Source organism: Rhodococcus tibetensis, assembly GCF_024438035.1.
Taxonomy (GTDB): domain Bacteria; phylum Actinomycetota; class Actinomycetes; order Mycobacteriales; family Mycobacteriaceae; genus Rhodococcus_F; species Rhodococcus_F tibetensis.
The window spans coordinates 77,712-100,956 of sequence record NZ_JANFQF010000005.1 but is presented as its reverse complement, the minus strand read 5'-3'; the positions used below and the strand labels follow the sequence as shown (position 1 = coordinate 100,956).

At 65.9% G+C, this 23,245-nt stretch carries 23 protein-coding genes; 12 read left to right on the top strand and 11 right to left on the bottom strand.

The genetic code is table 11. From position 1 onward, the window contains the following. Window positions 1-13: 13 nt before the first annotated feature. Both trpD and NOF53_RS07480 read right to left on the bottom strand, forming a co-directional pair. Window positions 14-1,117: an anthranilate phosphoribosyltransferase gene (gene trpD, locus NOF53_RS07485; RefSeq protein ID WP_255966879.1), complete on the bottom strand. Its 1,104-nt coding sequence runs from the start codon at window positions 1,115-1,117 to the stop codon at window positions 14-16. A gap of 58 nt (window positions 1,118-1,175) precedes the next feature. Continuing rightward, the gene (locus NOF53_RS07480; protein ID WP_255966878.1) at window positions 1,176-1,655 is read right to left on the bottom strand and encodes a hypothetical protein; all 480 of its coding nucleotides are present in this window, start codon (window positions 1,653-1,655) and stop codon (window positions 1,176-1,178) included. 125 nt (window positions 1,656-1,780) lie between these two features. Between NOF53_RS07480 and ctaE the strand changes: the two genes are divergently transcribed. From ctaE to qcrB, 4 genes are all read left to right on the top strand, one after another. Beyond that, window positions 1,781-2,392 carry an aa3-type cytochrome oxidase subunit III gene (ctaE, locus tag NOF53_RS07475; protein WP_255966876.1) on the top strand — a complete coding sequence of 204 codons (612 nt, stop codon included), beginning with the start codon at window positions 1,781-1,783 and terminating at the stop codon, window positions 2,390-2,392. A gap of 64 nt (window positions 2,393-2,456) precedes the next feature. After that, a complete protein-coding gene (gene qcrC, locus NOF53_RS07470) occupies window positions 2,457-3,308 on the top strand; it encodes a cytochrome bc1 complex diheme cytochrome c subunit (RefSeq protein ID WP_255966874.1) in 852 nt (283 codons plus the stop codon). Beyond that, window positions 3,305-4,447 (top strand): cytochrome bc1 complex Rieske iron-sulfur subunit, encoded by a 1,143-nt coding sequence (gene qcrA, locus NOF53_RS07465; protein WP_255966868.1) that lies wholly within the window; start codon window positions 3,305-3,307, stop codon window positions 4,445-4,447. The genes qcrC and qcrA overlap by 4 nt, the downstream gene beginning before the upstream one ends. A 29-nt stretch (window positions 4,448-4,476) precedes the next feature. After that, window positions 4,477-6,126 carry a cytochrome bc1 complex cytochrome b subunit gene (gene qcrB, locus NOF53_RS07460; RefSeq protein WP_255967220.1) on the top strand — a complete coding sequence of 550 codons (1,650 nt, stop codon included), beginning with the start codon at window positions 4,477-4,479 and terminating at the stop codon, window positions 6,124-6,126. 15 nt (window positions 6,127-6,141) lie between these two features. Here qcrB and NOF53_RS27690 read toward each other — a convergent pair whose 3' ends face one another. Next, entirely contained in the window at window positions 6,142-7,074 is a 933-nt protein-coding gene (locus tag NOF53_RS27690) for a DMT family transporter (RefSeq protein ID WP_255966867.1), read from the bottom strand. Between the two features lie 66 nt (window positions 7,075-7,140). On the opposite strand from NOF53_RS27690, the gene NOF53_RS07450 reads away from it, so the two are divergent. Continuing rightward, entirely contained in the window at window positions 7,141-7,746 is a 606-nt protein-coding gene (locus tag NOF53_RS07450; RefSeq protein ID WP_255966866.1) for a TetR/AcrR family transcriptional regulator, read from the top strand. Between the two features lie 62 nt (window positions 7,747-7,808). Here the strand turns inward: NOF53_RS07450 and NOF53_RS07445 are convergent, their stop codons facing one another. Further along, window positions 7,809-8,225: a cytochrome c oxidase subunit 4 gene (locus NOF53_RS07445; RefSeq protein ID WP_255966865.1), complete on the bottom strand. Its 417-nt coding sequence runs from the start codon at window positions 8,223-8,225 to the stop codon at window positions 7,809-7,811. 41 nt (window positions 8,226-8,266) lie between these two features. Next, a complete protein-coding gene (ctaC, locus tag NOF53_RS07440; RefSeq protein WP_255966864.1) occupies window positions 8,267-9,340 on the bottom strand; it encodes an aa3-type cytochrome oxidase subunit II in 1,074 nt (357 codons plus the stop codon). Window positions 9,341-9,593: 253 nt separating this feature from the next. Here ctaC and asnB point away from each other — a divergent pair, with 253 nt between their 5' ends. Further along, on the top strand, window positions 9,594-11,519 hold the full coding sequence (asnB, locus tag NOF53_RS07435) for an asparagine synthase (glutamine-hydrolyzing) (RefSeq protein WP_255966863.1): 1,926 nt from the start codon (window positions 9,594-9,596) through the stop codon (window positions 11,517-11,519). Window positions 11,520-11,590: 71 nt separating this feature from the next. Here asnB and NOF53_RS07430 read toward each other — a convergent pair whose 3' ends face one another. After that, entirely contained in the window at window positions 11,591-12,565 is a 975-nt protein-coding gene (locus tag NOF53_RS07430; protein WP_255966862.1) for a carbohydrate kinase family protein, read from the bottom strand. 171 nt (window positions 12,566-12,736) lie between these two features. After that, window positions 12,737-13,087 (bottom strand): HesB/IscA family protein, encoded by a 351-nt coding sequence (locus NOF53_RS07425; RefSeq protein ID WP_213572445.1) that lies wholly within the window; start codon window positions 13,085-13,087, stop codon window positions 12,737-12,739. 268 nt (window positions 13,088-13,355) lie between these two features. Here NOF53_RS07425 and NOF53_RS07420 point away from each other — a divergent pair, with 268 nt between their 5' ends. Then, complete coding sequence (locus NOF53_RS07420; protein WP_255966861.1) at window positions 13,356-14,012, top strand: DUF3043 domain-containing protein; 657 nt, start codon at window positions 13,356-13,358, stop codon at window positions 14,010-14,012. 18 nt (window positions 14,013-14,030) lie between these two features. Here NOF53_RS07420 and NOF53_RS07415 read toward each other — a convergent pair whose 3' ends face one another. Further along, on the bottom strand, window positions 14,031-14,246 hold the full coding sequence (locus NOF53_RS07415) for a hypothetical protein (RefSeq protein WP_255966860.1): 216 nt from the start codon (window positions 14,244-14,246) through the stop codon (window positions 14,031-14,033). Window positions 14,247-14,346: 100 nt separating this feature from the next. On the opposite strand from NOF53_RS07415, the gene cobU reads away from it, so the two are divergent. Genes cobU through NOF53_RS07400 form a run of 3 tightly spaced genes read left to right on the top strand, consistent with a single transcriptional unit; the run spans window position 14,347 to window position 16,831 of the window. Beyond that, window positions 14,347-14,994 carry a bifunctional adenosylcobinamide kinase/adenosylcobinamide-phosphate guanylyltransferase gene (gene cobU / locus NOF53_RS07410; protein ID WP_255966858.1) on the top strand — a complete coding sequence of 216 codons (648 nt, stop codon included), beginning with the start codon at window positions 14,347-14,349 and terminating at the stop codon, window positions 14,992-14,994. Further along, complete coding sequence (gene cobT / locus NOF53_RS07405) at window positions 14,991-16,088, top strand: nicotinate-nucleotide--dimethylbenzimidazole phosphoribosyltransferase (RefSeq protein ID WP_255966856.1); 1,098 nt, start codon at window positions 14,991-14,993, stop codon at window positions 16,086-16,088. Before cobU ends, cobT begins: the two co-directional genes overlap by 4 nt. A 2-nt stretch (window positions 16,089-16,090) precedes the next feature. Beyond that, entirely contained in the window at window positions 16,091-16,831 is a 741-nt protein-coding gene (locus tag NOF53_RS07400; protein ID WP_255966854.1) for an adenosylcobinamide-GDP ribazoletransferase, read from the top strand. Window positions 16,832-16,853: 22 nt separating this feature from the next. On the opposite strand, the gene NOF53_RS07395 is transcribed toward NOF53_RS07400, so the two are convergent. Both NOF53_RS07395 and gcvT read right to left on the bottom strand, forming a co-directional pair. Then, window positions 16,854-17,957, bottom strand: coding sequence for a branched-chain amino acid aminotransferase (locus tag NOF53_RS07395; protein WP_255966852.1), 1,104 nt, complete (start codon window positions 17,955-17,957; stop codon window positions 16,854-16,856). 62 nt (window positions 17,958-18,019) lie between these two features. Next, window positions 18,020-19,120, bottom strand: a complete 1,101-nt coding sequence (gene gcvT, locus NOF53_RS07390) for a glycine cleavage system aminomethyltransferase GcvT (RefSeq protein ID WP_255966850.1) — start codon at window positions 19,118-19,120, stop codon at window positions 18,020-18,022. Between the two features lie 146 nt (window positions 19,121-19,266). Between gcvT and NOF53_RS07385 the strand changes: the two genes are divergently transcribed. Then, window positions 19,267-20,784: a leucyl aminopeptidase gene (locus NOF53_RS07385; RefSeq protein ID WP_255966848.1), complete on the top strand. Its 1,518-nt coding sequence runs from the start codon at window positions 19,267-19,269 to the stop codon at window positions 20,782-20,784. A 66-nt stretch (window positions 20,785-20,850) separates the two neighbouring features. Here the strand turns inward: NOF53_RS07385 and NOF53_RS07380 are convergent, their stop codons facing one another. Then, window positions 20,851-21,189, bottom strand: coding sequence for an oxidoreductase (locus tag NOF53_RS07380; RefSeq protein WP_255966846.1), 339 nt, complete (start codon window positions 21,187-21,189; stop codon window positions 20,851-20,853). A gap of 327 nt (window positions 21,190-21,516) precedes the next feature. Here NOF53_RS07380 and sucB point away from each other — a divergent pair, with 327 nt between their 5' ends. Beyond that, window positions 21,517-23,229: a 2-oxoglutarate dehydrogenase, E2 component, dihydrolipoamide succinyltransferase gene (sucB, locus tag NOF53_RS07375; RefSeq protein WP_255966844.1), complete on the top strand. Its 1,713-nt coding sequence runs from the start codon at window positions 21,517-21,519 to the stop codon at window positions 23,227-23,229. The last annotated feature ends 16 nt before the right edge of the window (window positions 23,230-23,245 follow it).

Sequence of the window (23,245 nt, the reverse complement as noted above, 5' to 3'; positions counted from 1 at the left end):
GCCGGCCGGGGTGTTACTTCGTCGCCGTCATGGCGGAGGTGACCTCGGCCCACTTCGTCAGAAGTGCCGCCGCCGCCCCGCTGTCGATGGACTGAGCCGCCGACGTAATCCCCTCGGCAAGAGACTCTTCGAGCGAGCGGTCGCCGAGACCACGGAAGGCCGCGATGGCGCCGGCCGCGTTGAGTAGCACGGCGTCCCGCACCGGTCCGGCGTCGCCGTCGAGGAGTCGCCGTGCCACCGCCGCGTTGGCTGTGGCGTCTCCGCCCCGCAGCTCGTCCAACGACACCCGCGCGATGCCGAGGTCGCGAGGATCGAGCTGCCGCACGGTCACCGATCCCTCCGACACGATATGTACGGTCGACGTGCTCGAGGTCGTCAGCTCGTCGAGTCCGTCGTCCCCACGCACCACGAGCGCGGAGTTACCGCGCTGCGCGAGCACGCCGGCGACCACCGGGATCAGATCCGGGAACGCACAGCCGATGAGCCCCGCGCGCGGCCGAGCCGGATTGGTGAGCGGCCCCAGCACGTTGAAGACCGTCGGAATGCCGATTTCCTTGCGGGGCGCCGCCGCGAACCGTAGGGCGGGATGGAAGACCGGGGCGAAGCAGAAACCGATTCCGGCCTCGCGCACCGAGCGCGCCACCTCGTCGGGCCCCAGGTTGATCCGGACCCCGAGTGCCTCGAGTACATCGGCGCCGCCACTCTTGGACGACGCAGCCCGGTTACCGTGCTTCACCACCCGAATTCCGCTGGCCGCCACCACGATCGCCGCCATCGTGGAGATGTTGACCGTGTTGGAGCGGTCACCACCGGTACCCACGATGTCCACGACGTCGGCATCGACCGGCACCTTGCGCGCATGACCCAGCATCGAGTCGGCCAGTCCGCGCAATTCTTCCGGAACGACACCCTTCATCTTGAGGCCGACACCGAACGCGGCGATCTGCGCGGACGTGGCGTTGTCGGACATGATCTCGTCCATCGCCCATGTCGCATCCTGCACCGACAGGTCGTGTCCGTCGGTGAGCGCACCAAGGACCGACGGCCACGTGCGCGCGGGCAGGGTCGCGTCGTTCGTCCCCTGAGCGTCCGGGCCCTGCACGGTCGGGCTCTGCATCGTCGTGTCCCCTCGAACTGGTAGCGATGTGTACTCGTGTCGATCCGCTCCCCGCAGCCTAGTTGCCTGCCGCTTCCGCCTCGCGCGCCGGTTGCACCGCATCCCACCCCGCGACGAATCCACCGAGCCGCTGCGCGAGCCCGGCCATTCTCGACCGTTCCTGGGAACAGTGCAGCGCGTCCAGCACCTGGACGCGCTGCAGCACGAGCTCCACGGCCGCCTCGGCTGTGCCGGACGGACCGGCAACCGAAAGGCCGGTGCGCCGTGGCCGGTATCCGTCCTGCGCCGCGATGGACGCCGCCTCCCCCACTGCGGTGGCCGGCAGTCGCAGATGGTGACGCAGGACGGCTTCCTCGTCGGCCCGCCACACCGGTGACTCGGAGGCCGCGCGTTCGAGGGTGGCCGAGCACGCCTCCACGTCGTCGAAGCAGGAGGCGACGACGACGAGGTCCTCCCGATCCGGATCCAGCGGAGGGGCTGACCTGCTACCGCCGAACAGTCTCCGCAACCACCCCGTACTGTTGTCACCAGTTCGCATTCCCCCACCCTTTCATGCCCGCCACCAGCGCGTCAGCTGGCAGAATCGGACAACCGGGACGCGTCGACGCGCCGAGGGTGGACCCGGGTAGTCGCCTCTTACGACGAAGCGTCATACTTCTGTCTGTGACGAGCGCAGTAGGGACTTCAGGATCAGCAATCACCCAACGCGTGCACTCGCTGAACCGACCAAACATGGTCAGCGTTGGCACCATCGTGTGGTTGTCAAGTGAGCTCATGTTCTTCGCAGGGCTCTTCGCCATGTACTTCGTGGCCAGAGCACAGGCGAATGGAAACTGGCCGCCGGAGCCGACCGAGCTGAACCTCTTCCTCGCCGTTCCGGTGACCCTCGTGCTGATCGCCTCGTCATTCACCTGCCAGATGGGCGTGTTCGCCGCGGAGCGCGGCGACGTCTTCGGTCTCCGTCGCTGGTACCTCCTCACACTCGCCATGGGCACGTTCTTCGTGCTCGGCCAGGGATACGAGTACATCCACCTCGTCGAAGAAGGCACGACGATCTCGAGCAGCGTGTACGGCTCGGTGTTCTACATGACCACCGGATTCCACGGCCTCCACGTGATCGGCGGCCTCATCGCGTTCGTCTTCCTGATCGCCCGCACCATGGTCAGCAAGTTCACGCCAGCCCAAGCCACCGCCGCGATCGTCGTCTCGTACTACTGGCACTTCGTCGACATCGTGTGGATCGCCCTGTTCGCCACGATCTATTTCATCCGTTGATCAGCTGAACGCCCCAGGCAGCCCCCTGACGTCCAGTCCGTCCCGACATACCAAAGGGATACAGATGAGTTCATCCCCCCCTCCCGCATCCGATACCACGGCGTCCGCCGCGAAGACACGTCGCCAGCGGAAGCTCCGCAGGCGCGTCACGGGCGCCCTGGTCCTGATGATGGGACTGGTCAGCGCCGGTTTCCTCGCGTCCGCGTTGACGCCGACCCCGCAGGTGGCCACCGCCACCGACGATCAGGCAGCACTGATCCGCGAAGGCAAGCAGTTGTACGACACCTCGTGCATCACCTGCCACGGCGCGAACCTGCAGGGTGTGCAGGATCGCGGCCCGAGCCTGATCGGTGTCGGCGAGGCCGCCGTGTACTTCCAGGTGTCATCGGGGCGCATGCCGGCCGTGCGCAACGAGGCCCAGGCCGAGCGCAAGCCCGTCAAATTCGACGCCGAGCAGACGGACGCCATCGGCGCATACATCCAGGCCAACGGCGGCGGTCCCACGGTCGTGCGTGACGAGAACGGCGAGATCGCCCAGTCCTCGCTGCGCGGCGGCGACATCGGACGCGGCAGCGAACTCTTCCGCCTCAACTGCGCGTCCTGCCACAACTTCACCGGGCGCGGCGGTGCACTGTCCTCCGGCAAGTACGCGCCCGTCCTCGACCCGGCCAACGAGCAGCAGATCTACACCGCGATGGTCACCGGCCCGCAGAACATGCCCAAGTTCTCGGATCGCCAGCTCACCCTCGAGGAGAAGAAGGACATCATCGCCTACATCAAGTTGGCAGGCGAGACCAAGCAGCCCGGCGGCTACGGACTCGGCGGCTTCGGTCCCGCCTCCGAGGGCTTGGCCATGTGGGTCATCGGAATCATCGCTGTCGTCGGTGCAGCACTGTGGATCGGAGCGAGGTCATGAACGACGCTGGCCAGCCGGGCGGCGCCACGCCAAAAAAGTACACGGATGCAGAACTCGAGAACCTGAGCCGCGACGAACTGGTCGAACTCGGCACCAACCTCGACGGGGTCGACGTTGCGTTCCGCCGCAACCGCTGGGCGGTCGAAGGAACCAAGGCCGAGAAGCGCGCCGAACGCTCGGTGGCGTTCTGGTTCGCTCTCGCCGGCGTGTCGGCGGTCGCGTTCATCGCGATCTACCTGTTCTGGCCGTGGGAGTACGCCGGAGCCGGTGAAGAGAACTACTCCGCGTACAGCCTGTACACCCCGCTGATCGGCCTCACCATGGGTCTGGCGATTCTCGGCCTGGGTGTCGGTGCCGTGCAGTTCACCAAGAAGTTCATCCCGGAAGAGCTGTCCATCCAGGACCGCCACGACGGCGGATCGTCCGAGACGGACCGCCGGACCATCGTCGCGGAACTCGGCGACTCCTTCGACACCTCGACGCTCGGCCGCCGCAAGCTCATCAAGCGCAGCCTGTTGTTCGGTGGCGGCGCACTCGGCATCATGTCCTTGATGCCGCTCGGTGGCCTCGTCAAGAACCCGTGGGCCCAGCGTGACGATTCGCCGCTCTGGGTATCGGGCTGGACTCCGCGCTACGCCGGCGAGACCATCTACCTGCGCCGCGACACCGGCCGTCCCGAGGATGTCGTCCTCGTCCGGCCGGAAGACCTCGACGCCGGTGCCATGGAGACCGTGTTCCCGTTCCGTGAGTCCGATCGCGGCGACCACGACGCCCTTCTCGCAGGTCTGCGTGGCATCCGCAACGCGACGATGCTCATTCGCCTACGCACCGAAGACACTCAGAGAGTGACCAAACGTAAGGGCCAGGAGAGCTTCAACTACGGCGACTACTTCGCCTTCTCGAAGATCTGCACCCACCTCGGCTGCCCCACCTCGCTGTTCGAACAGCAGACCAACCGAATTCTCTGCCCGTGCCACCAGTCGCAGTTCGATGCGCTGACCTACGGAAAGCCGATTTTCGGACCCGCTGCTCGTGCACTTCCGCAGTTGCCTATTACAGTGAACGAAGAGGGTTTCCTAGTTGCCACCGGTGACTACATCGAAGCTCTCGGCCCGGCATTTTGGGAGCGTCGACCGTGACCGACAACAAACCGTCCAGACTCAACGCCATGGCCGCCGGCCAGGCGGAGGCAATGGACTCCCGTTACCACCTCGCAGCTGGAATGCGGCGGCAGATCAACAAGGTCTTCCCCACCCATTGGTCGTTCCTGCTCGGTGAGATCGCGCTCTACAGCTTCATCATCCTGCTGATCTCGGGTGTCTATCTCACCTTGTTCTTCGACCCGTCGATGGCCCACGTGGTCTACAACGGCGCATACGAGCCCCTGCGCGGCGTCACCATGTCGCGCGCATACGAGACCACGCTGAACATCTCCTTCGAGGTGCGCGGCGGACTCTTCGTCCGCCAGATCCACCACTGGGCTGCGTTGATGTTCGCGGCGTCCATCGTGGTCCACCTCATGCGCATCTTCTTCACCGGCGCCTTCCGGCGTCCGCGTGAAGCGAACTGGGTCATCGGCTGTCTTTTGCTGATTCTGGCTATGTTCGAGGGCTTCTTCGGGTACACGATTCCCGACGACCTGCTGTCGGGTACGGGCCTGCGTGCCGCGTTCTCCGGTATCACCTTGAGCATCCCGATCGCCGGCACCTGGATGCACTGGCTGATCTTCGGCGGCGACTTCCCCGGCGACCTGATCATCCCCCGCCTGTACGTGGCGCACGTCCTGCTGTTCCCCGGCATCATCCTCGCGCTGATCGCCGGTCACCTCGCGCTCGTCTGGTACCAGAAGCACACGCAGTTCCCCGGCCCCGGCCGCACGGAACAGAACGTCGTGGGCGTTCGGATCCTCCCCGTCTTCGCCGTCAAGTCCGGTGCATTCTTCGCCATCACCTTCGGTGTTCTCGCGGTTATGGGCGGCGTGCTGCAGATCAACCCGGTATGGACCATCGGCCCATACAACCCGTCACAGGTGTCCGCCGGGTCGCAGCCCGACATCTACATGATGTGGACAGACGGCCTGGCCCGTCTGTGGCCTGCGTGGGAGATCTACCTCTTCGACCGCTACACCATCCCGGCCGTGTTCGCCGTGGCGCTCATCATGGGGTTGGTCTTCACGGTTCTCATCGCCTACCCGTGGATCGAGAAGCGTCTGACCAAGGACGACGCTCACCACAACCTGCTGCAGCGTCCGCGTGACGTGCCGGTCCGCACGGCGATCGGAGCGATGGCACTGACGTTCTACGCCGTATTGACGATCTCGTGCATCAACGACATCATCGCGTACCAGCTGAGCATTTCGTTGAACGCGATGACCTGGATCGGCCGAATCGGCATGGTGCTGTTGCCGCCCATCGCGTTCTTCGTGGCGTACCGGTTCTGCCTGGGCCTCCAACGCAGTGACCGCGAGGTTCTCGAGCACGGCATCGAGACCGGCATCATCAAGCGGATGCCCAACGGTCAGTACATCGAGATCCACCAGCCACTAGGCCCGGTCGACGGCCATGGCCATGGCCACCCGATCCCCCTCGAATACCAGGGTGCGTCCATCCCGAAGAAGATGAACAAGCTCGGTTCTGCCGGCAAGCCCGGCTCCGGCAGCCTTGTCACCGCGGACCCGATCGAGGAGAGCGAAGCTCTCGAGGCCGCTCTGCATCATGGCGAGCGTCAACAGCTCACCATGCTGACCGAGCTGCAGAATCGTGTTCACGGAAACGGAAGCTCCGGCAACGGAAGCTCCGGCAACGGCGAGGCCCACTGAGGCTCACCCCCCTGATCAGGGCCCCGAACCACTTGTGGTTCGGGGCCCTGACTGTATGGGTCGGGCTGCATCTCCCCCGTTCTCAGATTGCGCCCGAAACACCACCGTCACTGCTCCCAGGCTCAACAGCAGGCCGCCCGCGGTGAGGGCTCCGAACGGTTCGCCGAAGGCCACGGCGCCCCACACGGCTGTCACCGGTGCCATCAGGAACATGAGCGCATTGACCCGCGTGACACCTTTGCGCCTCAGCACCAGCCAGTACAGGCCGTAGCCGCCGAAGGTAGATAGACCCACCAACCAGGTCACGGCGAGCCAGAACGAGGCGGAAGCCGGAGGCATCGCCTCGCCGCGGGGTGCTGCCACGGCAGTGAACAACACCGCGCTGGTGACACAGTGGATCGTCAGCGACACCGCGGGGTCAGTGTCTTCGGGTGAGCGCCGCTCCATGAACGTCGCCGCCACCAACGAGAGCATTCCTGCAAACGGCACCAGATACGCCCACCACACCACTCCCCCGGACGCGGTGGCGTCGCCGGCGGTGACGATCACGACTCCGGTCAGTCCGAGCGCCAACCCCCACCACTGGCGCGGTGCAACGTACTCCCTCAACAGCGGTCCGGCGAGTACCGCGACGACGAGCGGCTGCGTGCCGTCGATCAGCGCCGTGGTGCCGCTGGAGACCCCCAATCCGATTGCCTGGTAGACGGTGAGGAGGTAGCCGGTCTGTGACAAGGCGCCGACGATTATCTCGCGCCGTACCGTCTGCCTCCGGATCCCACCCCATCGGTGGCGTCCGAAGAGCACCGCCCAGAGGACGAGTAGCGCGGCAAGGGGTAGAAATCGCCAGGTGAGCACGGTGAGAGGGTCGGTGATGCCGACACCGACTTTCGCGCCGATGAAGCCGGAACTCCAGCAGAACACGAACGCCACGGCGAGAAGCACATTCACGAAGAATCACCTCGGGTATACAGATCGGTTTAAGTCCGACGATATACCGATCTGTATACTTCTGTCATGAGCACAGTGCCGGGGCCGCAGCGGGTGACACTGACCCCGGGCGCCAGACGCGTCTTGTCCGCGGCCGGTCGCCTGTTCTACGAGCGAGGAATCTCCGCTGTGGGGGTCGATCTGATCGCTGCGGAGGCAGGGGTCACGAAGAAGACGCTGTACGACCGGTTCGGGTCGAAGGAACAGCTCGTGGTCGAGTATCTTGCTGACCGCGACGAGCGCTGGCGACTCTTCCTCGCCGGCTATCTCCATGCGGTGGGCAGCTCACCGGAAGCACGCCTGAAGGCCGTCTTCGACGCATCCCGCGACTGGGCCGGCCAGAACAGCACAAAGGGGTGCAGCATGGTGAATGCGCATGCCGAGATCAGCGACCCGTCCCATCCGGCGTACCCCGTCATCCTCGATCAGAAGAAATGGATGCTCGAACTGTTCACCCAAATATGCACCGACGCGGCAGTTCCCGGCGCCCCCGAACTCGCTCGCACCATCATGCTGCTTCATGAAGGGGCCCTCGTGGCATATGGGCTCCACGTGTTCGAGGACCCATTTGCCCTCGCGTCGGCTCGAGCTCAGGCACTCTTGCCGGCGTCCATCACGTCGGCAGGCTCTTGACGGAACGACGGCGGGGCGTCGAATCCCTTAGGATTCGACGCCCCGCCGTTCGTTGTCTGCGCTCAGTGCTTCTCGGGTCCGACATGGTATTCGAAGACCAGGCCTGCCGCTGCCGCCAGTACGGCGACTACCGCAACGACGATCATCCAGGGCTGGAAGAATGCGAGCGCGAGGGCGGCGAGGGCAGCCGCACCGGCTAGCAGGATAGGCCAGTAGCTTCCGGGGCTGAAGAATCCGAGATCGCCGGCGCCGTCGGCAATTTCCGCGTCCTCGTAGTCCTCGGGCCGCGTGTCGAGACGGCGAGCGACGAACCGGAAGTAGGTTCCGATGATCAGTGTCAGGCCTGCCGACAGGCAGATGCCCGTCAGACCCGCCCACTCGATACCGGTCCGTGAGACGGCGGTGAACACGCCGTAGACGATCGCGACGAGAATGAAGAATACCGTCAGGATCTCGAAGAGCTTGGCTTCGATCTTCATATCAGCACTTGTCCTTGGTCAATGAGGTATCAGCAGCGGGTTCAGTTACCTTCGACACTGCTCGCCTGCTTGTAGCCACGATCGGTGGTGAACGGTGAGGTGGAGGTCGCCACAGGTGACTCGCCGATAGCCTCGAGAGCCTCCGCAGTGGTCAACGCCCGGCCACCCTCGGCGGCAGGCTTGCGCAGATCGATGTACTGGGCAAACTTGTCCGGGCTGACTGCGCGAACCTCGAAGTTCATCATCGCGTGGAACGTTCCGCACATCTCGGCGCAGCGACCGACGAAGGCGCCTTCCTTCTCGATCTCACTGATCTGGAAGACGTTATCCGACTGGTTCTCCTTGGGATTCGGGTTGACGTCCCGCTTGAAGAGAAACTCCGGCACCCAGAAGGAGTGGATGACGTCCGACGAGGCCAACTCGAACTGAATCCGCTTGCCGGTCGGCAGGACGAGGATCGGGATTTCCTGGCTGGAGCCGATGGTCTCGATCTTGTCGTAATGCAGGTAGGACAGGTCCTGCGGGGACTTGCCGTGAATGGCCCCGGGCTGCGCGTGGCCGCCCTCACCCTCGTGCTCGGTGCCGGACGCCGCACCGGCCTCGACAGCAGCCTGGGCTTCCTGATCGACGCCGTCGTACTTCGCTTGCCCGTCACCGAGATCGATGGAGCGGTAACCGAACTTCCAGTTCCATTGGTAGGCAGTGACGTCGACCACCACGTTGGGGTTGTCCTCTTTATCGAGGACGTGGTTCTGCACGACCACCGTGAAGTAGAACAGAACGGCGATGATGACGAATGGGACTGCGGTGTACGCCAGCTCCAGCGGCACGTTGTACGCGGTCTGACGGGGGAACTCGGGTGAGTCCTTCTTCTTGCGATGGAAGATCACCGCCCAGAAGGTGAGTCCCCACACCAGGATGCCCATGACGAGGGCGGCGATAACCGACCAGGTCCACAGCTCACGCATGCGTTCTGCCTCCGGGGTGACGCCCGAAGGCCACCCGAAACGAAGCACTTCGTTGTCGATTGAACAACCCGACAGCAGCAAGGCAGCAACGCCCAAAGATGCTGCCAACCCTGCCCGCCGAAGGATCCGACCTTGCGCCACGTTCACGCCTTCCTGATCGCCGCAAATTCCACTAGGGCACACCCGTTGGGAAGGCCCAATTACTACGCAGCGTAGACCAAAGCGGATGGCGATCCATCCTCGGGTCGGGCGGTCGTGTCTCGACCGGGGCCGGGGCGGTGTCGTCGACGGCCGGAACCAGCCGCCGCGGGAAACTGCGGCATACTTTCCGGCAGAGTTCCCTGACCCCCTCCACACCCGTGTGGAGCTTCCCAGATTCTGAATTGAGGTACCAAACGCTGTGTGCGGACTGCTCGGGCTACTGACCTCTGGAGAAACCAGCGACTACGCCGTCTCGCAGGTCGACGAGGCGATGCACTGCCTGCGGCATCGCGGGCCGGACGAGCACGGGACGTGGCACGACGATCACCTCGTGTTCGGATTCAATCGGCTGTCGATCATCGACATCGAACACTCCCACCAGCCGTTGCGGTGGGGGCCGGCCGAGAACCCGCAGCGGTATGCCCTCACCTTCAACGGTGAGATCTACAACTACCTCGAGGTTCGCGCGGAGCTGGCCGAGCAGTTCGGGGCGCAGTTCGTCACCGAAGGCGACAGTGAGGCCATCGTTGCGGCGTTCCACTACTGGGGCGAGGACGCCGTGCGGCGCCTGCGCGGCATGTTCGCGTTCGCTATCTGGGATACCGAAACCCGCGAGCTGTTCATTGCCCGCGACCCATTCGGCATCAAGCCGCTGTTTCTGGCGACGGGTACGGGCGGTACGGCGTTCGGCAGTGAGAAGAAGAGCCTGCTCGAGCTGACCGACCTCATCGGTATCGGTACGGACCTCGATCCGCGGGCCGTCGAGCACTACACGGTGTTGCAGTACGTGCCGGAACCGGAGACGTTGCACAAGGACATCCGCCGACTCGAATCGGGCTGTTTCGCGCGGGTGCGTCCGGGCGAGGACCCGGTGATCACCCGGTATTTCGCCCCCACCTTCCCGGTGCAGCCCTTCACCCCTGGGACGGCGAAGGCGCGATACGCGGAGATCGCAGCGGCGTTGGAGGATTCTGTCGCCAAGCACATGCGGGCCGATGTCACGGTCGGTTCGTTCCTGTCGGGCGGTATCGACTCGACGGCCATTGCGGCGCTCGCGATGCGCCACAACCCAAATTTGATCACCTTCACCACGGGTTTCGAGCGGGAGGGGTACTCCGAGGTCGACGTCGCGGCCGAGTCGGCCGAGGCCATCGGGGCACGGCACGTCGTCAAGGTGGTCAGTCCGGCAGAATTCGCAGCGGCCATCCCGGAGATCGTGTGGTACCTCGACGACCCCGTTGCCGATCCGGCGCTCGTCCCGCTGTGGTTCGTAGCGAAGGAGGCCCGCAAGCACGTCAAAGTGGTGCTCTCGGGTGAGGGCGCCGACGAATTGTTCGGTGGCTACACCATCTATCGCGAGCCCCTCTCCCTGAAGCCGTTCGAGTACTTACCGCAGGGACTGCGACGGGCAGCCGGACGCTTGTCAGAGCGGATCCCCGACGGCACACGCGGGAAGAGCCTGCTCAACCGCGGTTCGCTCACCCTCGAGGAGCGGTACTACGGCAACGCGCGCAGCTTCAACGATGCCCAGCTGCGCACGGTGTTGCGCGATTTCCGTCCCGAATGGACGCACCAGGACGTCACGGGACCGATCTACGCCCAGTCGCGGGGGTGGGATCCGGTAGCTCGCATGCAGCACCTGGACCTGTTCACCTGGTTGCGTGGCGACATCCTGGTCAAGGCCGACAAGATGACCATGGCCAACTCCCTCGAATTGCGGGTGCCGTTCCTCGATCCGGAGGTGTTCGAGGTGGCGTCCCGGGTACCGCTGGAGCAGAAGATCACCAAGAACACCACCAAATACGCGCTACGACAGGCTCTCGAAGGCATCGTGCCCGGGCACGTGTTGCACCGGGCCAAGCTGGGGTTCCCGGTGCCGCTGCGGCACTGGTTGCGCGGCACGGAACTGTTCGACTGGGCGCACGAGCAGATCGCCGCGTCCGGTACGGATCATCTCCTCGACAAGGCGGCCGTCGCGAAGATGCTCAATGATCACCGGGACGGCGTCTCCGACCACAGTCGTCGCCTCTGGACCGTCCTGACCTTCATGGTCTGGCACGGCATCTTCGTGGAGCACCGGATCGAGCCGAAGATCGCGGAGCCTGCGTACCCGGTGTCCCTCTAGGCGCTCCGCGCCCGTGAGTGGTTGACGAGTCCAGGGACTCCTCAACCACTCACGAGCGGCGGAGCCGCCTCTTACGGGAGAAACGCTGCGATCTCGTCGGCCGCGGTGGCGCCGTACGCATCGGCCAGTCGTTTGACGGCCTCGTCGCGGTCGAAGGTCCACTCCTGGGTTCCCATGGTTTCCAGGACGAGCACGGCAACGAGCGATCCCAGCTGCGCCGAGCGCTCGAAACTCAGGCCGGCGCTGTGCGCGAGGAGGAATCCGGCCCGGAATCCGTCGCCGACACCGGTGGGGTCGACCTTGCCCTTCTCCGGTACGACGGCAACCCGGGTATGGGTGCCGTCCGACTCGACAATATCGACGCCCTTCGAGCCCAGGGTGGTGACCCGGACGCCGACCTGCGCACGAATCTGCTCCTCGGACAGCCCGGTCTTCTGCTGGAGCAATCCCCATTCGTACTCGTTGGTGAACAGGTACTTGGCGCCTCGGATCAGCGCAGTTGCCTCGTCACCGTTGAGCCGGGCCAGCTGCTGTGAGGGGTCGGCGGCGAACGGAATGTTCTTCTGCCGGCACTCGTCCGTGTGGCGGATCATCGCGGCGGGGTCGTTGGCCCCGATCAGCACCAGGTCCAGTGCTCCCACGCTTTCGGTGACCCGTTCGAGCTCGATCTCGCGCGCTTCGCTCATTGCGCCGGGGTAGAACGACGCGATCTGAGCCATGTCTTCATCTGTGGTGCACACGAAGCGCGCGGTGTGCGCTGTCGTGGAGATCCGGACCGCGGTGCAGTCGACGCCGTTGCTCTCGAGCCACTCCCGGTAGTCCGCGAAGTCGGCCCCCACTGCGCCGACGAGGAGCGGCGAACCACCCAGGACACCCATGGCGTAAGCGATGTTGCCGCCCACTCCCCCGCGTCGGACAACGAGGTCGTCGACCAGGAAACTCAACGAAATATGGCTGAGCTGATCGGCGAGCAGTTGCTCGGCGAACCGGCCCGGGAACCGCATCAGGTGGTCGGTGGCGATGGAACCGGTTACCGCAATTGTCACGGGCGGATGCCTTTCGGTGAGTTCGGTCGGGATTTCTCACCGTACCGGCAGTACCACCGTGATCGGTGGGAGCACGGCGAGTGGACAGGGTTGTCCGGACACGAAAAAGTCTGACACGGAACCGGAGCTCCGCATCAGACTTGTCGATTCAGTTTTCGGTCGGCCCGGGACTCAGTTGAAGGAGTCGCCGCAGGCGCAGGAACCGGTGGCGTTGGGGTTGTCGATCGTGAACCCCTGCTTCTCGATGGTGTCGACGAAGTCGATGGATGCACCTTCGACGTACGGCGCGCTCATCCGGTCGACAGCGAGAGCTACGCCGCCGAAGTCGACGATGAGGTCACCGTCGAGGTTGCGATCGTCGAAGAAAAGCTGGTAACGCAGTCCTGCGCAGCCGCCGGGTTGCACGGCGATACGCAGTGCGAGGTCGTCACGACCCTCCTGATCGAGCAGCGCCTTTGCTTTGGAGGACGCAGCCTCGGTCATCTTGACGCCGTGGGTGGCGGTCTCGTTCTGCACAGTCATGGGCTCTCCCTGCTAGTTCGTAACAAACCCGTGAACGCTTCAACGGTACTCCGCGCCCGACTTATTCCCGGGTTTCATTGCCGTGCGGCGCGACCGCACAGCAATCGCTCTCCATGGTATCCGACGTCGCGGTTTACGGTTACTACCCGATGATGCCGGATTCGTTCACCTCGCCGGCACTGAGAGGCAAGGTCCCGCCCGAGGCCACCCGGCATTTCGACGCGAGGGCGGTTTTCCTCACGTTGACGTCTTCCCATAGGCTGGAAGGGTGAAATTGCTACGTCGCGGTGATTCGGACGATTCAGACAAGCGGGATGCCGAGACGGTCTCGTCGTCCACGGCACCGGAACCCGAGTCCGCCGAACAAGTGGGCAAGGGCCGTCCGACCCCCAAGCGCCGCGACGCCGAAGCCCGACGCCGTGGACCGGTCGCGCCTGCTCCTTTGACCGCAAAGGAGGCGCGGGCACGTCGCAAGGCCACCCGGGGCAGCAAGGAAGAACGCAAGCTTGCCGCGGCCGAGCGGCGAGCTACGGCGTCCGAGCGACGCGCTCGCATGCTCGCCGGCGAGGACAAGTACCTCCTTCCGCGCGACAAGGGTCCCGTCCGTGCGTACGTCCGCGACATCGTCGACGCCCGGCGCAACCTCGTCGGACTTTTCATGCCGCTGGCGCTCGTGCTGATCATGGCCATGTTCGTCAGCCCGGCCCTTCAGGCGATCGTGACGCTGGCAATGCTCGTCATGATGCTTTTCATGGCCGGAGAGGGCGTCTGGCTGGGCCGCAAGATCAACAGCCGGGTGCGGGAGCGTTTCCCGGACACGACCGACGGCGGTTTCAAACTGGGCTGGTACGCCTTCGTGCGGGCATCGCAGATTCGCAAGCTTCGCGCGCCGAAGCCCCGGGTTCGTCCGGGCGACGCGGTCTGAGACTCACCCCGCTTCGCGTCAATGATGCGGCGCGCGGTGTGACTCGGCGAGTAGTCGGCCCAGTTCGGCATCGCGGTTGCCGGACAGATCCGCCAGTGGATCGGCCGGCCGGAAGAAGTCGTGGCGGAAACTGTTCCGAAGCCACGGGTGCGGCGCACCCACGCGTGTGCCGGCAAGCAGCACAGCCGCGTGCAGTACGAACAGGAGTGCTACGAGGGCGAGAAATTCGGTCATGGCTGGAATTTTCCGCCCCGCTACTTCCCGCCAACAGTGGCAGGAATGACGATGTTCGTCGAAATACTGCCATGTTGCCGGGTTGGTAGCGTCTCGGTTCGTGCCCCTCGCCGAACCTCCGAACCGACCGGATCTCCCCCACCACTCGTCGCGAACCTTGATTCTCGGCGGCGCCCGGTCCGGTAAGTCGGCGTACGCGGAACAACTGGCACGCACTCTCGCGGGTACCGGATCGGTCCGCTATCTCGCCACTAGTCACCGTGATCCCAGCGACGTCGACTGGGAGGACCGCGTCGAGCAGCACCGCACTCGCCGCCCCGCCACCTGGACCACGATCGAGACCGCACCGGGTCGCGACCTCGCCGTGCAGTTGCGTTCGTCCACCGACACCGCAGTCACCCTGGTGGATGATCTCGGAACGTGGCTGACCGTGGAGGTCGATGCCGCCGACGCCTGGGATCTACCGCGCGGCACGATCGCGGGCGAGGTGGACGAATTGGTGGCGAGCGTGCACGACTACCGCGGCGACCTCATCCTCGTAACACCCGAGGTCGGCCTCGGCGTCATCCCGGAGACCCGGTCCGGACGCCTCTTCCGCGACGAGATCGGTGCCCTCAACGCCCAGCTGGCCGAAGTATGTGACCGGGCTGTCCTGGTGGTGGCCGGGCTGACCGTGAACCTGAAAGACCTTCCCGCAGCGAATGTGTCTGGGACAGACGTGCCCAGTCGAACGAGAGGCCCAGTGTGACGAGCGAGTCCGTGAGCAACGACCCCGGTCGGTTCGAACCCGTTCCCCCACCGGACGACGCAATCCGCCGCGCGGCCGAGGACCGTCAACTGCAGCTCACCAAACCGGCCGGCTCACTCGGGCGGTTCGAGACGCTGGCGTGCTGGGCTGCGGCGTGTCAGGGTGTATGCCCGCCCGGACCCATCGAGCGGGCCCGCGTCGTCGTCTTTGCCGGGGACCACGGGGTCGCGAGGACCGGGGTGTCGGCGTATCCCCCCGAGGTGACAGCGCAAATGGTCGCCAACTTTCTCGGCGGCGGGGCCGCGGTCAATACTCTCGCCGACCGGGCTGGTGCAAGCGTGCGCGTGGTCGACATGTCGGTGGACGGCGACACCGATCCGAGCGTCTCGGCGCACAAGGTTCGGCGTTCGTCCGGGGTGATCGACCGCGAGGACGCGCTCACTCACGACGAAACCTTGCGGGCCATCGAGGCCGGTCGATCCATCGCCGATGCCGAAATCGACTCCGGCGCAGATCTTCTCATCGCCGGCGACATGGGAATTGGCAACACGACCCCCGCCACGGTCCTGATCGCGGCGCTGACGGACACCGAGCCCGTCGCGGCAGTGGGCCGGGGAACCGGTATCGACGACGCAGGATGGATACGGAAGACGGCAGCGATTCGCGATGCCCTGCGCCGCGCCCGGCCCGTCGTCCGCGACACAGTGGCTTTGCTACGCACCGTGTCGGGCGCGGACATTGCGGCGATGGCAGGGTTTCTCGCGCAGGCCTCGGCGCGCCGGACTCCGGTGATCCTCGACGGCGTGGTCGTCACGGCTGCAGCGATGGTGGCCGAGGAGTTGGCCCACGGCGCGCGCGCGTGGTGGCTCGCCGGGCATCGGTCCACCGAACCGGCCCACACCGTCGCTTTGAAACATCTGCAACTCGACCCCCTCCTCGAACTCGACATGCGATTGGGCGAGGGTTCGGGGGCGGTGGCCGCACTACCGATTCTGCAAGGGGCAATCGCCACACTCGCGTTCATGGCGACGTTCGACGAGGCGGGAGTCAGTACCGGCGACGTCACCGAGGCCGACGCCGCCGACGTGGACTGAACGTGTCGGGATTGTCGCTCGCGTTCTCCTGGTTGACGGTCCTCCCGCTCCGCGGTCCCGGCACCGTGGACCGCGCGGCAGGCGGACGCGCGATCCGCTTCGCACCGGTAACCGGTGCGGCTCTAGGTTCCTTGGCTGCCGGCTTGTTGTGGCTCCTGGTGTCGGCCGGACTGGACCCGGTGCTGGGGGGACTGTTGACGGTCGGCGCGCTCGCGCTCGCCACTCGTGGCATGCATGTCGACGGGTTGTCCGACACCGTCGACGGTCTCGGGTGTTACGGACCGCCGGAGCGCGCGAGGGCGGTCATGCACAGCGGTGGCGCAGGCCCATTCGGTGTGTGCGCCCTGCTGATCTGCCTGGGGACACAAGCCCTTGCTTTCGGATCACTCGCTGTCGCAGGGCAGTACGGTGCTGTAGCAGTAGCCGTGGCGGCTGGGCGTGTGGCCGTCGTATTTGCTTGCCGTCGTGGCGTTCCCGCGTCCGCCACCGAGGGTTTCGGCGCACTCGTCGCCGAGACGCAGTCGTGGTGGACGGCGCTCGCGTGGACGGTCCCGCTGTTGGCCGCAGCAGCATGGTGCGGCGCCGACTGGGAGCAGGGACTCGTCGTGGTCGCGGTGACCCTCGCCCTGACAGCACTGCTGGTGGCGCACTGTGTCCGCCGGTTCGCCGGCGTGAACGGTGACGTGCTGGGTGCCGCGATCGAAATCACGGTTGCTGCCACGGCGGTCGGATTCGCGTTCTGAACGACCGCGGCGACGCCCCGGTTCAGCGAAGCTTGTGCATCCAGCCGTGGGTGTCGGCGAACGTGCCACGCTGAATTCCGGTGAGCGTGTCCCGCAGGGCCATGGTGACCTCGCCGGGTTCGCCGTCGGCCACGACGAACTCGCCCTCGGCCGACTTGACCCGTCCCACCGGAGTGATGACTGCCGCGGTGCCGCAGGCGAATACCTCGGTGATCTCCCCCGACTGGGCCTTGGTTCGCCATTCCTCGGTGCTGATGCGACGTTCCTCGACTGCGAAACCGGCGTCGGTCGCCAGGGTCAGCAGCGAATTGCGGGTGATGCCCGGGAGCAACGACCCGGACAGCGAGGGCGTCACGAGGCGGGCGTCGGAACCGGACCCGTAGACGAAGAAGAGATTCATCCCGCCCATTTCCTCGACGTATGCACGCTCGAGGGCGTCGAGCCACACCACTTGATCGCAGCCCTCGTCGGCCGCCTGGGCCTGAGCGAGAAGGGAAGCCGCGTAGTTGCCGGCGAACTTGGCCGCGCCGGTGCCCCCGGGAGCGGCCCGCACGTACTCCGTCGAGAGCCACACTCTGACCGGCTTCACGCCGCGTGGAAAATAGGCCCCCGCGGGCGAGGCGATCAGGAGGTAGCGGTACTCGTCGGCCGGCCGCACACCCAGTCCGGCCTCGGTGGAGAACATGAAAGGACGCAGGTACAGCGCATCCTCACCACCCGCGGCAGGCACCCACTCGTGATCGACGTCGAGGAGTTCGGTGATCGACTTGACGAACAACTCGGCGGGAAGCTCGGGCATCGCGAGCCGGCGAGCCGATGTGACGAGGCGTTCCGCGTTCGCCTCGATGCGGAACGTCGCGATGCCGCCGTCCGGCTGCCGGTACGCCTTGAGGCCCTCGAAGATGGCCTGCCCGTAGTGCAGGACCATGGCCGCCGGATCGAGTTGCAGCGGACCGTAGGGTTCCACCCGGGCGTCGTGCCAGCCGTGGGCGGCGGAGTAGGTGATCGACACCATGTGGTCCGTGAAGTACCGACCGAATCCGGGCGCCGCCAATATCTCTCGCCGAGCCTCGTCGGAGGCGGGGGAAGGATGTGGGACGCGAAGGAACTCGGTGACACCTGTCATGCCGGTGATCCTATCGAACCCCTCCCGCTTCCCAGCGCCCGAGAGGGGTTCGCCAGCGCCGGCTACTTTGTGCTGGTCTTCACGAACGGCGGAGACACGACCTCGGCTCGCAACACGCGTCCGCGCACGTCCACCTCGATCTCGTCACCGGCCGCGACACCGGCGTCCGAATCGAGCAGAGCAAGGGCGATCCCGACCTTGAGTGTGGGCGAGAAGGTGCCCGACGTGGTCTCACCGATGGCCTCGCCGTCGCGCAGCACGCTCTGTCCTGCGCGCAGAACCCCGCGGTCGAGCGCCTTGATGCCCCATAACTTGCGAGCGGGACCGGCAGCTTTCTCGTCGGCGAGGGTTTCCTTGCCCCAGAACTTCGGTTTGTTCCATCCGATCGCCCAGCCGCACCGCGCCTCGAGCGGGGAGATCTCCAACGACAACTCGTGACCGTGCAGCGGGTATCCCATCTCCGTCCGCAAGGTATCGCGGGCGCCGAGACCGGCCACCTGACCGCCGCGCGCCCGAACCTGTTCGAGCACGGCCCGGAACAGCTTCTCGCTGTCGTCCCAGCGGGGCAAGAGTTCGAAGCCGATTTCGCCGGTGTACCCGCTGCGACACACCCGCACGGGCACGCCTTCCCACGTCGCGTCCGCAAAGCCCATGTACTCGATGTCGGTCGGCAAGCCGAGTGCGCCGAGCACCTCCGGCGACTTCGGCCCCTGGACGGCGATCACACCGAAGTCCCGGTGGCAGCTGTCGACGGTGACTCCCTCGGGCGCCTGGGCCGTCAGCGCCGCAACGACATCAGCGGTGTTGGCGGCGTTGGGGACGAGGAATACCTCTTCGGGGCTCACGTAGTAGGCAATCAGATCGTCGATCACTCCGCCGGAGGGAGTGCAGCAGAGCGTGTACTGCGCCTTGCCGGGGCCGATTTTGTCCAGATCGTTGGTGAATGCCGCGTTGACGAAAGCAGCTGCTCCCGTGCCGCGCACGAGGGCCTTGCCCAGATGGCTGACGTCGAACACCCCCACCGATTCACGCACCGCGGTGTGCTCGGCAACGACACCCGCATACGAAACCGGCATCTCCCACCCACCGAAAGGAGCGAATGTGGCCCCGAGTTCGACGTGAACAGCGTGGACTGGCCCTTGCGACAGTTGCTCCTCGGTCATGGCCTCAAACCTATCGGACCCCCGGGCACGCCGGGCAAGCGACGGCCGAGGGCATGCCGGGCCGACGACGCTGAGCCCGCACTACCATCGGGACGAGCGCCGGCCGGCCCGGCACTACCCGACCCCGAACTGCTTCAGGAGACACCGTGAGCACTCGCACAGCTCGACCCCTCGGACCACAACTCGCCCTTGCAGGCACTGTCGGCAAGCGGGTGGACGTGCTGGTGATCGGACTGACGTCCACTTCGGACGGCCCCGAGATCGCACTCGGCGACGGCATCGTCGACGAATCGGTCCTCGCCGGCCTCCTCGACCGGTTCGTCGCGGTCGGAGCCAAGGGCAAGGCGGAGGAAACCCTGCGCATCCCCGCTCCCGACACGCTTGGGGTCGACAGTGTCCTCGCGGTCGGACTCGGCGCGGCAGACAAGCTCGACGCGGAGCAGATACGCCGGTCCGCAGGGGCTGCGGCCCGCTCACTCGGCGGCGTCGACACCGTCGCCACCACCCTGTCCTCGTTGGATCTCGGTGCCGCAGCCGAGGGTTTCGCGCTCGGCGCATATCGATTCACGGAGTTCAAGTCCGCGAAGTCGGCACCCGGACCCGATGCACAACCGGTCTCACGGGTCGAGCTGCTCGTGTCGTCCCCCCGCACGAAGGAAGCGAAGGAGACACTGGCGCGGTCCGCCGCGATCGCCGAGGCCGTCGCTACCGCGCGCGAGTTCGTCAATACTCCCCCGAGTCACCTGTTTCCCGCCGAGTTCGCCGAGCGCGCAAAGGCTCTCGGTACAGAGGCCGGATTGAAAGTCGAGGTCCTCGACGAGAAGGCGCTGGAGAAGAACGGATTCGGCGGAATCCTCGGAGTGGGTAAGGGGTCGTCCCGTCTGCCTCGTCTGGTCCGGCTGAGTTACTCGGCGAAGAAGCGGAACGCCCCCAAGGTCGCTCTCGTCGGTAAGGGCATCACCTTCGACACCGGCGGGATCTCGATCAAGCCGGCGGCAGGCATGGAGAACATGACGTCCGACATGGGCGGGGCCGCAGCAGTTGTCGCGACCGTCGTCCTCGCCGCGAAACTCGGACTGCCCGTCGACGTCATCGCCACTGTGCCGATGGCCGAGAACATGCCGTCGTCCACCGCCCAGCGTCCCGGTGATGTCCTGACCCAATACGGCGGTACCACCGTCGAGGTCATCAACACGGATGCAGAAGGGCGCCTGATCCTCGCCGACGCCATCGTCCGCGCCTGCGAGGACGACCCCGATTACCTGATCGACACCGCGACTCTCACCGGCGCGCAGATGGTCGCGCTCGGCAATCGCACGCCCGGTGTGATGGGCACCGACGAATTCCGGGACCGGGTGGCGGCAATCTCCCAGGCGATCGGCGAGAACGCCTGGGCGATGCCCCTCCCCGCGGAGCTGCGCTCCGACCTCGATTCGAAGGTCGCCGACCTCGCCAACGTCACCAACCACCGCTGGGGCGGCATGCTCGCAGCGGCCCTGTACCTGAAAGAATTCGTCGCCGACGGCGTCCAGTGGGCGCACATCGACGTCGCCGGTCCGGCCTACAACTCGTCGGGGCCGTGGGGATACACCGGCCGCGGCGGCACCGGCGTGCCCGTGCGCACCATGATCTCGGTGATCGAGGATATTGCCACCCACGGGTAGGCGCTCCGCGCCTGTGCGGGGTCGACGAGTCCCTGGACTCGTCAACCACGCACGGGTCCGAAGGACCTACAGGTCGCGTTCCCGCTCGCGTTTGCGTTCGATGCGGCGTCGCGCGTCGTGGTCGCGCATGCGCTGCGGGTATCCGGTCTTGCGGACGTCGTAGACGGGAATGTGCAGATCCTCGCCGAGCTTGCGGGCACCACGTTCGCCGCCGACTCGGCGCCGGGTCCATTCCCCGTCGGCGGCGACCAGGACGACGGTGACCTCGGTCACCGTGGTTTGCGGTTCCACATATGCCTCGACGCCAACGTGGGTTCGGGCCCAGTTCGCCAGATAGGAAGCGTCCTCGGGCGACGCCTGGGATCGGCCGGATCGTCGTCGCGAGAAACGGTCGAACAACCCCACGGCTGGCCTCCTCGGGAGCGTGCGCCGGGCGGTGCCGGCGTTGTTCCCCCAGTTTGCCAGGCCACTTCCCCTCGGTGCCGCATTCGGAAACTACTCGTCAGTAGGGAGAACGCCGCGACACACCCGAGCCGACGTGGGGGAACCCTCGACGGACGCGCGCCTCGGATCAATGGAAAGATGTGGAGCGCCGACACAGCGAGTGGGTGACGACGAATCGGAATTACCTGCGAGTAGCCGCAAGAAATGTGCATCTCGAGCACAATGGTTCACGACCACAAGTCGACAAAATTCAACAACCCGAACACAACTGTCGAGGAGTCAAAAGACATGGCCTTCTCCGTCCAGATGCCAGCGCTTGGTGAGAGTGTCACCGAGGGAACTGTCACGCGATGGCTCAAGCAGGAAGGAGACACGGTCGAAGTTGACGAACCCTTGCTCGAAGTCTCCACGGACAAGGTGGACACGGAGATCCCGTCCCCCGTGGCCGGCGTGCTCAGCAAAATCGTCGCTCAGGAAGACGACACCGTGGAAATTGGTGGCGAGCTTGCCGTGATCGGTGACGACGGTGAAGCGCCGTCGTCCGACTCTGCACCCGAGCCTGCCGCCGAAGAACCGGCCGCGGAACCCGCCCGAGAGGCACCGGCCGGTGACACCGCCCCGGCGGCGTCCGGCAGCGGAAGCTCCGACGGCACCCCGGTGACGATGCCCGAACTGGGCGAGTCCGTCACCGAAGGCACCGTGACCCGGTGGCTGAAGGCCATCGGTGACGAGGTTGCCGTGGACGAGCCGCTCGTCGAGGTCTCCACCGACAAGGTCGATACCGAGATTCCGTCCCCTGTGGCGGGCACTCTTCTCGAGATCAGTGCGCAAGAGGACGACACGGTTTCCGTCGGCGGCCAGCTCGCCGTCATCGGATCCGGCTCGCCCGCCGCTGAGCCTGCTCCGAAGCCCGAGCCGACTCCCGAGCCCGCCAAGGCCGAGCCCAAGGCGGAACCGAAGCCCGAATCCAAGCCTGAGCCCGCGAAGGCGGAACCCGCCAAGAGCGCACCGGCACCCGCCGCCGCGTCCGCACCCGCGGCGACCTCCGGCGACAGCACCCCTTACGTCACGCCCCTCGTCCGCAAGCTCGCCGCGGACAACGACGTCGACCTGTCCTCGATCACGGGTACCGGTGTCGGTGGCCGCATCCGCAAGCAGGACGTCCTCGCGGCCGCCGAGGCCAAGAAGGCTCCCGCCGCGGCACCGGCCGCGGCACCCGCTGCGGCTGCCGCAGCACCGGCGCCCGCCTCCGCCGGAGTTCGCCCGGAACTGGCCCACCTGCGCGGAACAACGCAGAAGGCCAACCGTATTCGCCAGATCACGGCGACGAAGACGCGGGAGTCGCTGCAGACCACGGCGCAGCTCACCCAGACCTTCGAGGTGGATGTCACCAGGATCGCGACCTTGCGTGCGCGGGCAAAGAACACCTTCCTCGAGCGCGAGGGCGTCAAGCTCACGTTCCTCCCGTTCTTCGCGAAGGCCGTCGTCGAGGCGTTGAAGTCACACCCGAACGTCAACGCCAGCTACGACGAGGCGAACAAGCAGATCACCTACTACGACGCCGAGCACCTGGGTATCGCGGTCGACACCGAGCAGGGTTTGCTCTCCCCGGTGATCCACAACGCGGGCGACCTGTCGCTCGCCGGTCTGGCCCGCGCCATTGCTGACATCGCGAAGCGCGCCCGGTCCGGTGGCCTCAAGCCCGACGAGCTGTCCGGTGGCACGTTCACGATCACGAACATCGGCAGCCAGGGCGCACTGTTCGACACCCCGATCCTCGTGCCCCCGCAGGCGGCGATGCTCGGTACCGGCGCGATCGTCAAGCGCCCCGTCGTCGTGACGGACGAGTCCGGCAGCGAATCCATCGGCGTCCGTTCGATGTGCTACCTGCCGCTCACCTACGACCACCGACTGGTGGACGGTGCCGACGCCGGACGCTTCCTGACCACGGTCAAGCAGCGCCTGGAAGACGCGTCGTTCGAGGCTGATCTCGGCCTGTAGCACGCGGAGTCGGCAC

Bases quoted from the DNA above. Each gene is read 5' to 3' on its own strand.
- trpD (WP_255966879.1), bottom strand. From the start codon at position 1,117: ATGCAGAGCCCGACCGTGCAGGGCCCGGACGCTCAGGGGACGAACGAC.
- NOF53_RS07480 (WP_255966878.1), bottom strand. From the start codon at position 1,655: ATGCGAACTGGTGACAACAGTACGGGGTGGTTGCGGAGACTGTTCGGC.
- qcrC (WP_255966874.1), top strand. From the start codon at position 2,457: ATGAGTTCATCCCCCCCTCCCGCATCCGATACCACGGCGTCCGCCGCG.
- qcrA (WP_255966868.1), top strand. From the start codon at position 3,305: ATGAACGACGCTGGCCAGCCGGGCGGCGCCACGCCAAAAAAGTACACG.
- qcrB (WP_255967220.1), top strand. From the start codon at position 4,477: ATGGCCGCCGGCCAGGCGGAGGCAATGGACTCCCGTTACCACCTCGCA.
- NOF53_RS07450 (WP_255966866.1), top strand. From the start codon at position 7,141: ATGAGCACAGTGCCGGGGCCGCAGCGGGTGACACTGACCCCGGGCGCC.
- NOF53_RS07445 (WP_255966865.1), bottom strand. From the start codon at position 8,225: ATGAAGATCGAAGCCAAGCTCTTCGAGATCCTGACGGTATTCTTCATT.
- NOF53_RS07425 (WP_213572445.1), bottom strand. From the start codon at position 13,087: ATGACTGTGCAGAACGAGACCGCCACCCACGGCGTCAAGATGACCGAG.
- NOF53_RS07415 (WP_255966860.1), bottom strand. From the start codon at position 14,246: ATGACCGAATTTCTCGCCCTCGTAGCACTCCTGTTCGTACTGCACGCG.
- NOF53_RS07395 (WP_255966852.1), bottom strand. From the start codon at position 17,957: ATGACAGGTGTCACCGAGTTCCTTCGCGTCCCACATCCTTCCCCCGCC.
- gcvT (WP_255966850.1), bottom strand. From the start codon at position 19,120: ATGACCGAGGAGCAACTGTCGCAAGGGCCAGTCCACGCTGTTCACGTC.
- sucB (WP_255966844.1), top strand. From the start codon at position 21,517: ATGGCCTTCTCCGTCCAGATGCCAGCGCTTGGTGAGAGTGTCACCGAG.